Here is a 7,591-nt window from a genome sequence, read left to right as displayed (position 1 = left end):
GCCTCCGGCGCACCCCGCTCGGCAAAAACTTGCGAAAAAAGCACTCCTCCCTCACTTCGCGCTCTTCGAGCGCTCCGTTCGGTCGTCGGCCCGAGCGCTCACTCCGTTCGCGCTCGGTGAACCGCGAGCGCCGCCGGCGCTCGCGGATGCTGGCCTGTCTATTCTTTCTTCAGCTCTTTCCCGCTGCGTAGCCCGTGAGCCGGGAGATGCCCCAGACGATGACGAGGAAGGGGAGCAGCGGCAGCAGCAACACCAGCAGGCCGAGCAGCATCGCGTAGCCGACGCTGGTCATCTCGACGTTCGACCGTACCTCTGCGTGGCGGCGGACGCTCCGCGGCGGCTCGTCGGGCTGGTCGCTCATACTCGTGTTTCGACGCGCACGCGAAAAAGTAGTCCGGCCGACAGAACCTACTCGAGTTCGATGGCGGGGCGGAACGGCACCGCGCGGGACGCGCGTTCGGCGTCAGTTTCGGTCTCCGGCACGACGTCGACGCTGGCGTCGAACTGGCGCGCGAGGAAGCCCGCGGCGTTCTCGTAGACCTCCCGCTCGTCGACCTCGTCGAGGGCGGCGAGTTCGTCGTCCGAGCGCTCGCGGACGTCCGCGACGAGGTCCTGTACGAGGTCGTTGACCGCGTCGCCCTTCTCGCGCAGGCTCTCGTGTTGCATCACGTTCCCCATCACCGCGCCGACGTCGGTGCCCGTCTCGCGGACCGTCTCGTAGACCGTCTGCTTCCACGGCGCGGGCGTGTACACCGTGATCTGGTCGGGGTCGGTGTCGGTCACGTCGATGACCTCGCGGACGTCGTCGGTCAGCGACTCCACGAGCTGCTCCTCGACCTCCACGCGCTCGGACTCGAACTCGGTGTCGGCGGTCGGCCAGTCGTCCTGCCCGACCGGCTCGCCCGTGAGCTGTTCGTGGAGTTCGTTCGCGAGGAACGGCACGATGGGCGCGAGCAGGCGGAGCCGCGTCCGCAGCACCTCGCGGAGCGTCCACCGCGCGCCGTCGCGGTCGAGCTCCGTGCGCTTGCGGTACCACGTCAGGTGCTCCTCGAAGTGGTAGAACGCCTCCTGGCTCGCGGCGCGGGTCTGGAACTCGTCCATCGCGTCGGTCGCGTCCCGGATCGTCGACTGGAGCTTCGACAGCAGCCAGCGGTCGATGCGCTTCAGTTCGACGTCCTCGCGGTCCTCGACGCCCTCCGCGCTCTCGATGACGTCCTGCGCTCGCTCGTAGAACCGCGCGAGCTGGTCCTGCGTGGTGCCGACCTCGTCGTCGCGCCAGTCGACGTCCTGCCACGGCTCCGCGGAGTTCAGCAGCACGAACCGCACCGTGTCCGCGCCGTACTCCTCGATGGCCTCCGTGGGGAGGACGACGTGGCCCTTCGAGGAGGACATCGCGTCGCCCTCCAGCAGCACCATCCCCATCACCGTGATGCCCTCCGGCCACTTCGCCTCCTCGAAGAGGTCGGTGTGGTGGAAGAGGTAGAAGGTCAGGTGGTTCGAGATGAGGTCGTTCCCGGAGACGCGCTGGTCGACGGGGTACCAGTAGTCCCACTCCTCGCGCAGGTCCAGCGCCGTCTCGTCGGGGTCGTCGACCGCGTCCTCGCCGTAGAACAGCGTGTCGAAGAACTCGCGGTCCATCTCCTCCGGCGGCACGTCCTGCAGCCGGTGGGCGATGGTGTAGTAGGACATGTACACCGTCGAGTCCGACAGCGGCTCGATGACGAAGTCGTCGTCCCACGGCAGGTTCGTGCCGAGCCCGAAGTTCCGGATGCACGGCCACTCGTTCAGCCAGTCGACGGTGTGGTCGAGCTGGTCGCCCGCGCTGTCCGGGCGCGCTTCGAGCTCGCTGATGGCGTCGTGGGCGAGTTCCTTCCAGTCGTCGTCGCTGTACGTCAGGAACCACGTGTCCTGCTTGGCGACCTCCACGTCGCCGCCGCAGCGGCAGACGACCTCCTCGGAGAACTCGTACATCGAGTCGAAGTCGCCGCTCGCGCGGAAGTGCTCGGCGAGCTCGTCGCGGACGTCCTCCACGACCGCGCCCGCGTACTCGTCGTACATCTCCTTCAGCTCGCCCGCGTGGAACTCCCGGTTGTACACCTCCTGGGTGGCGTCCTCGAGTCCGGGGTCGTCGCCCGATTCGATGCCGTGTTCCTCGACGGCCGCCCGCGCCGGGAACGGGTCGTCGTAGGCGTCCACGTCGATGATGGCCTTCGGCTGGATTTCGTCGACTTCGGCGGGGTCGATGCCGTACTCGCGCATGCGCTCGTCGTCGGCCTTCGCCTCCTGCAGGGCCATCCAGTCGTCCGGCGAGTGCGCCGGCACGGACATCACGACCCCCGTGGCGTTGTCGGCGTCCACGAAGCTCGCGGGCAGCACGAGCACGTCCTCGCCCGTGACGGGGTTGGTGACGCGCTCGCCGACCAGCGCCTCCCCGGTGAACCGGTCGCGGATCTGGACGTCGCGCTGCTGGAGCACGAGCTTCTCCGCGGCCTCGTCGCTGACCAGCCACGTCTCGCCGTCCACCTCGGCCTCCACGTAGTCGGCGTCCGGGTCGATGTACGCGTTCGTGACGCCCCGCACCGTCTCCGGGCGCAGCGTCGCCATCGGCACCACGGTGTCCCCGTGCCGGAACTTCACGAGCGTGTACTCCTGGAACTCCGCCTCCTCGCCCTCGAGCAGGTCGTGGGTGGTGACGGGGTTCTCCTCGTCGGTGCAGTACTTCACGGGGTGGAGCCCCTTCTCCAGCCGGCCGTGGTCGCGCAGCGTCTCGTACTGCCACGTGATGAACTTCGAGTAGCGCTCGTCGTTGGTCGTGAACTCCCTCCGCCAGTCGATGCTGAGGCCGAGGGACTTCATGTTCTGCTTGTAGTGGTTCTCGATGAAGTAGCGCGCGAACCCCATCGGCGTCTCCAGCTGCTCGAGCTCGGACTCCGGGACGTCGTACGTGTCCCGCAGCACCGACATCTGCTCCTCCTCGCGCTTCTGGAGGCGGTTGACGGCGCCGACGATGGGCGTGCCGGTGACGTGCCACGCGATGGGGAACAGGACGTTGTCGCCCTGCAGGCGTCGGTAGCGGGCGTAGACGTCCGGGACGGTGTACGTGCGGGCGTGCCCGATGTGCATCCCGCCGGAGGGGTACGGGTACGGCACCGTCACGAACGTCGCGTCCTCCTCGGGGTCGGGTTCGGCGTGGTAGCGACCGCCGTCCTCCCAGCGGTCCTGCCACTTGCGCTCGATTTCGCGTGGCTCGTAGGTCATGTTCGGTGTGACAGCCTGCCGGGCCAAAAGCTCTCTCATAGTCGCCCCGCCGACCGCCCGCGGGGAACTTCTTTGACGCTCCGGCGCCTCTCGCGAGCTCGTGGGCGAGTTCACCGACGCCGTGCACGCGCACCTCCGCGACGCGCTCGCCGCCCGAGCCCCCGACCGCGAGTGGACGACCGAGTGGTACGTCCGCCGCACCCCGGTCGACGTCGCGGGCGTTCCCGACGCGGACGCCGCACCGCTCGCGCTCGTGGAGGTGGAGATGCGGCGCGCCGACCCCGCGAACAACCCCGTGAAGCTCGCCCGGCACGTCGACGGCGGCGCCGTCGACCGCCCGGTCGTGCTCGTGCAACTGTTCAGCGACTACTACGCGCTCGAAGACGACGCGCACTCCTCGAAGCGCGAGAACGCGGAGTTCGTGGGTACTCTCGCCGCGGACGCCGTCGACGGCTTCGACTACCGCGCCGTCGACCTTTCGGTCGCGCCGCCGGTGCGCGGCGACGACCCGCCCGAGGGCTGGCGCGAGGGCGTCGAACGCGCCGCCGACCGCGTCACCGACGCGCTGTAGCTCACTCGATGTCGACGCTCGTCGACTCCTCGCTGGCGTGGGACTTCGGCAGCGTCACGGTCAGCACGCCGTTCTCGAAGCTCGCCGTCGCCGCCGCCTCGTCGACTTCCTCGGGGAGCGTGACGCTCCGCGAGAGCGAGCGCTTGCTGCGCTCCCGGCGCACGTAGTTGTCCTCGTCCGCGTCGGTCTCCTCCTCGTGGCGCGCGTCGACGCGCAGCGTCCGCTCGTGGACCTCCACGTCGATGTCGTCTTTCGCGAACCCCGGGAGGTCCGCGGTCACGACGAACTCGCCGTCCACGTCCTCCACGTCGACCGCGAGCCCGCCGCCGGCGCGCTCGCGCGCGTCGTTCATCTTGTCCAGCAGGCGCTCCAGCTCGTCGAACGGGCTGCCTCGCGTCATGGATTGAAGTTCGCCGCGAACCACGGAAAAGGTATTGGCCGGCTAGCGGCCGAGAACACGACCAGCATCCGCGAGCGCCGCTGGCGCTCGCGGTTCACCGAGCGCGAACGGAGTGAGCGCTCGGGCGCGAACCCCACCGAAGGTGGGGTGACGGCGCTTTTTCCCCAAGTTTTTGCCGAACGGGGGTCGCCTGTGGCGACCCCCGTGCAGCGCAAAAAGTGGGACTACACCACGTGCTCGACGTCGTAGGAGCCGAGGCGGCGCACCCACCCCTTCTCGGCGATGGTCTCGATGTCGTCGAGGGCGGCCTGGGTGCGTTCCTCGTAGAGGCCGGCGTCGACGTCGATGTGGAAGAGGTAGTCGCCGAGGCGTTCGCCGCTGGGGCGGGATTCGACGCGGGAGAGGTTGATGTCGCGGTCGGCGAACGGTTCGAGGAGTTCGAGCAGCAATCCCGGGTAGTTCGCGTTGGGGTAGACGACGAACGAGGACTTGCCGCCGGCGTCCGAGCGCTCGCTGGGCGGCGCGACGACGAAGAACCGGGTGGCGTTGCTGGTCTGGTCCTGGATGTCCGAGGCGACGACCTGGAGGTCGCCGTCGGCGTTGTCGGGGTGGGCGATGCCGGCGACGGTGGCGTCCTCCCGCGCGATTTCGACGCTGCGGGCGGTCGAAGCGACGGGTTCGCGGTCGACGTCCGGGTAGTTCTCGTCGAGGTAGGTGCGGACCTGCGCGAGCGCCTGCGAGTGGCTGGCGACAGTGTCGAAGTTCTCGCTCTGCGCGATGAGCGCGTGCCGGACCGGGGTGACGACTTCGCGGACGACCGCGAGCTCCGTCTCCGCGAGGGCGTCGAGGGTCTCCGTGACCGAGCCCTCGATGCTGTTCTCGATGGGGACGACGCCGCGGTCGGCGTCGCCGTCGGCGACCGCGTCGGCGATGCTGCGGACGGACTCCACGAAGGAGATGCCGTCGTCGGTGACGGCGCTCGCCGCGCGGTGGGAGTACGTGCCGGTCGGGCCGAGCGTGACCGTTTCCATGCGCTCCCGTACGCGGCGGAGGTGGGAAAAGGGCGTCGGGGATTCGCTACCGGTTCAGCGTGTGGACGGCGTGGCCGAGCGCGTGCTCGGCGGCCTCCATCGTGGCCTCCGAAAGCGTCGGGTGGGTGTGAATCGTGGCGGCGACGTCTTCGAGCGTGGCGCCCATCTCGATGGCGAGCCCGAGCTCCGCGATTAGCTCGCTGGCCTCCGGGCCGACGATCTGCGCGCCGAGCAGGAAGCCCGACTCCTCGTCGGCGACGACGCGGACGAACCCCTCGCTGTCGCCCGTGGTGAGCGCGCGGCCGCTCGCGTCGAACGGGAACGTGCCGACCGCGGGCTCGAAGCCCTCCGCGCTGGCCTCGTCCTCGGTGAGGCCGACGGTCGCGATTTCGGGGTCCGTGAACACCGCTGCGGGGACGGCCTGATAGTCCAGTGCGGCGGGCTCGCCGGCCGCGACTTCGGCCGCGACCTGCCCCTCCTTGCTGGCCTTGTGCGCGAGCATCGGGCCGGGCGCGACGTCGCCGATGGCGAAGACGTTCTCGACGTCGGTGCGGGCCTGCTCGTCGGTCTCGAGGCGGCCGTCGTCGTTCGGTTCGAGGTCGATGGCGTCCAGATTCAGGGTGTCCGTGACGGGCTCGCGGCCGACCGCCACGAGCACCTTCTCGGTCTCGAACTCCGCGAGTTCGCCGTCGACGCTTCGCCGTCTGCCTGAGGCGTCTTCGACGCCTCTCTGTCCTCGTCCTCGGCGGCGACGACGATGCCGTCGTCGGATTCCTCCCACGAGTCCGCGGCGAGGCCGAACTCGAAGTCGATGCCGAGCTCTTCGGCGCGCTGTTTCACGGGCTGGGTGAGGTCGTCGGGGTAGCCCGCGAGCGCCTCGTCGAGCATCTCCACGACGGTGACGTCGACGCCGAGCTTCGCGAGCACGGTCGAGATCTCCATCCCGATGTAGCCCGCGCCCACCACGACGATGGAGTCGGGGAGGTCGTCCAGCGCGAGCGCCTGCCGCGAGTCGAGCACGGGGTCGTCGTCGAACGCGAACCCGGGCACTTCGACCGGGCGGGAGCCCGTGGCGACGACGCAGTGCTCGTACTCGATGGTCTCCGAGCCCTGTCCCTCGCCGCTGTGGACGACGCGGAGCTTGTCGCCGCCCGCGAACTCCGCGCGGCCCTCCACGAGGTTGACGCCGTTGGCCTTGCAGAGCTTCTCGACGCCGCCGGTGAGCTGGTCGACGACGCCGTCCTTCCACGCGACCATCTCCCCGAAGTCCACGTCGGGGTCGGCGTAAATTCCCATCTCCTCGGCGGTGGCGGCGTCGTGGGCGACGTCCGTCGCCGTGATCATCGCCTTCGAGGGGATGCAGCCGTAGTTCAGGCAGGTGCCGCCGTAGGCGTCCATCTCGACGAGCGTCGCGTCGAGGCCGAGCTGTGCGGCGCGAATCGCCGCGACGTAGCCGCCCGGCCCGCCGCCGACGACCGCCACGTCCGTTCCAGTGGATACGTCTCCGACAACCATTATTCTAAGAGGAGGAGTTCGGGGTCAGTCAGTCGCTCCATCACGTGGTTCGTGAACCGCGCGGCCTCCGCGCCGTCGATGACGCGGTGGTCGATGGACAGCGACAGCGGCAGCGTCTCCGCCGCCCGCACCTCGCCGTCCTCGGCGACCGGCCGCTCGTCGATGCCGCCCAGCCCGAGAATCGCCGTCTCCGGGTAGTTGATGATGGGCGTCGCGTACTCGCCGCCGACCGCGCCGAAGTTCGTGACGGTGAACGTCCCGCCCTGCATCTCCTCGCGGGCGATCGAGCGGTCGCGGGCCTTCGCCGCGAGCTCGTTCACCTCCTCGGCGATGTCGAGGACGGACTTCTGGTCGACGTGCTTCACCACGGGCACCATCAGCCCGTGGTCCGTGGCGACCGCGACGCCGACGTTGTAGTCCTGTTTGAGCGCGATTTCGCCCTCGTCCTCCCGGAGCTCGGAGTTCAGAATCGGGTACTCCCGCAGGCCGGAGACGACCGCCTTCAGCACGAACGGCAGGTACGTGAGCTTCACGTCCCGCTCGGCGGCGCGCTCCTTGAGCCTCTCGCGGGTCGCCACGAGGTCGTCGACGACCGCCGTGTCGTGGTGGGTGACGTGGGGCGCGGTGTACTTCGACTCGGCCATCTGCTCGCCGATGCTCCGGCGGACGCCGCGGTAGGGCTGGGTCGTCTCGCCGCCCTCGACGAACTCTCGCTCGGGTGCGCCGGTCGTGGGCTCGCCCTGCGCGGCGGTGCCGCCCTCCGCGTACTGCTGGACGGCTTCCGCGGTGACGAACGCCTCGCCGTCGCGCTCCTCG

General features: G+C 69.5%; 6 protein-coding genes and 1 pseudogene. 1 reads left to right on the top strand and 6 read right to left on the bottom strand.

The window, feature by feature from the left end; all coding sequences use genetic code 11:
• Window positions 1-169: 169 nt before the first annotated feature.
• On the bottom strand, window positions 170-361 hold the full coding sequence (locus GJ634_RS12940; RefSeq protein ID WP_157503263.1) for a hypothetical protein: 192 nt from the start codon (window positions 359-361) through the stop codon (window positions 170-172).
• A gap of 47 nt (window positions 362-408) precedes the next feature.
• Window positions 409-3,258 (bottom strand): leucine--tRNA ligase, encoded by a 2,850-nt coding sequence (gene leuS, locus GJ634_RS12935; RefSeq protein ID WP_157503261.1) that lies wholly within the window; start codon window positions 3,256-3,258, stop codon window positions 409-411.
• A 100-nt stretch (window positions 3,259-3,358) separates the two neighbouring features.
• Here leuS and GJ634_RS12930 point away from each other — a divergent pair, with 100 nt between their 5' ends.
• Window positions 3,359-3,829: a hypothetical protein gene (locus tag GJ634_RS12930; RefSeq protein ID WP_197425521.1), complete on the top strand. Its 471-nt coding sequence runs from the start codon at window positions 3,359-3,361 to the stop codon at window positions 3,827-3,829.
• A gap of 1 nt (window position 3,830) precedes the next feature.
• On the opposite strand, the gene GJ634_RS12925 is transcribed toward GJ634_RS12930, so the two are convergent.
• From GJ634_RS12925 to GJ634_RS12910, 4 genes and pseudogenes are all read right to left on the bottom strand, one after another.
• Window positions 3,831-4,229: an Hsp20/alpha crystallin family protein gene (locus GJ634_RS12925; protein ID WP_157503259.1), complete on the bottom strand. Its 399-nt coding sequence runs from the start codon at window positions 4,227-4,229 to the stop codon at window positions 3,831-3,833.
• A gap of 224 nt (window positions 4,230-4,453) precedes the next feature.
• Window positions 4,454-5,260, bottom strand: a complete 807-nt coding sequence (gene pheA / locus GJ634_RS12920) for a prephenate dehydratase (RefSeq protein WP_157503257.1) — start codon at window positions 5,258-5,260, stop codon at window positions 4,454-4,456.
• Window positions 5,261-5,306: 46 nt separating this feature from the next.
• Window positions 5,307-6,775: pseudogene (gene lpdA / locus GJ634_RS12915) on the bottom strand (dihydrolipoyl dehydrogenase).
• Window positions 6,775-7,591, bottom strand: an 817-nt coding sequence (locus GJ634_RS12910) for a dihydrolipoamide acetyltransferase family protein (protein WP_197425520.1), incomplete at its 5' end; no start/stop codon positions are given. The gene GJ634_RS12910 and the pseudogene lpdA, both read right to left, overlap by 1 nt.

The sequence above is a fragment of the Halobacterium sp. CBA1126 genome, from assembly GCF_009741975.1.
Lineage (GTDB): Archaea > Halobacteriota > Halobacteria > Halobacteriales > Halobacteriaceae > Halobacterium.
The sequence above is the reverse complement of the archived record's forward strand: the minus strand, read 5'-3'. Positions and strand labels throughout refer to the sequence as shown.

Excerpts from the sequence above, each read along its gene's own strand:
- GJ634_RS12940 (WP_157503263.1), bottom strand. The coding sequence starts at position 361 with ATGAGCGACCAGCCCGACGAGCCGCCGCGGAGCGTCCGCCGCCACGCA.
- leuS (WP_157503261.1), bottom strand. The coding sequence starts at position 3,258 with ATGACCTACGAGCCACGCGAAATCGAGCGCAAGTGGCAGGACCGCTGG.
- GJ634_RS12925 (WP_157503259.1), bottom strand. The coding sequence starts at position 4,229 with ATGACGCGAGGCAGCCCGTTCGACGAGCTGGAGCGCCTGCTGGACAAG.
- pheA (WP_157503257.1), bottom strand. The coding sequence starts at position 5,260 with ATGGAAACGGTCACGCTCGGCCCGACCGGCACGTACTCCCACCGCGCG.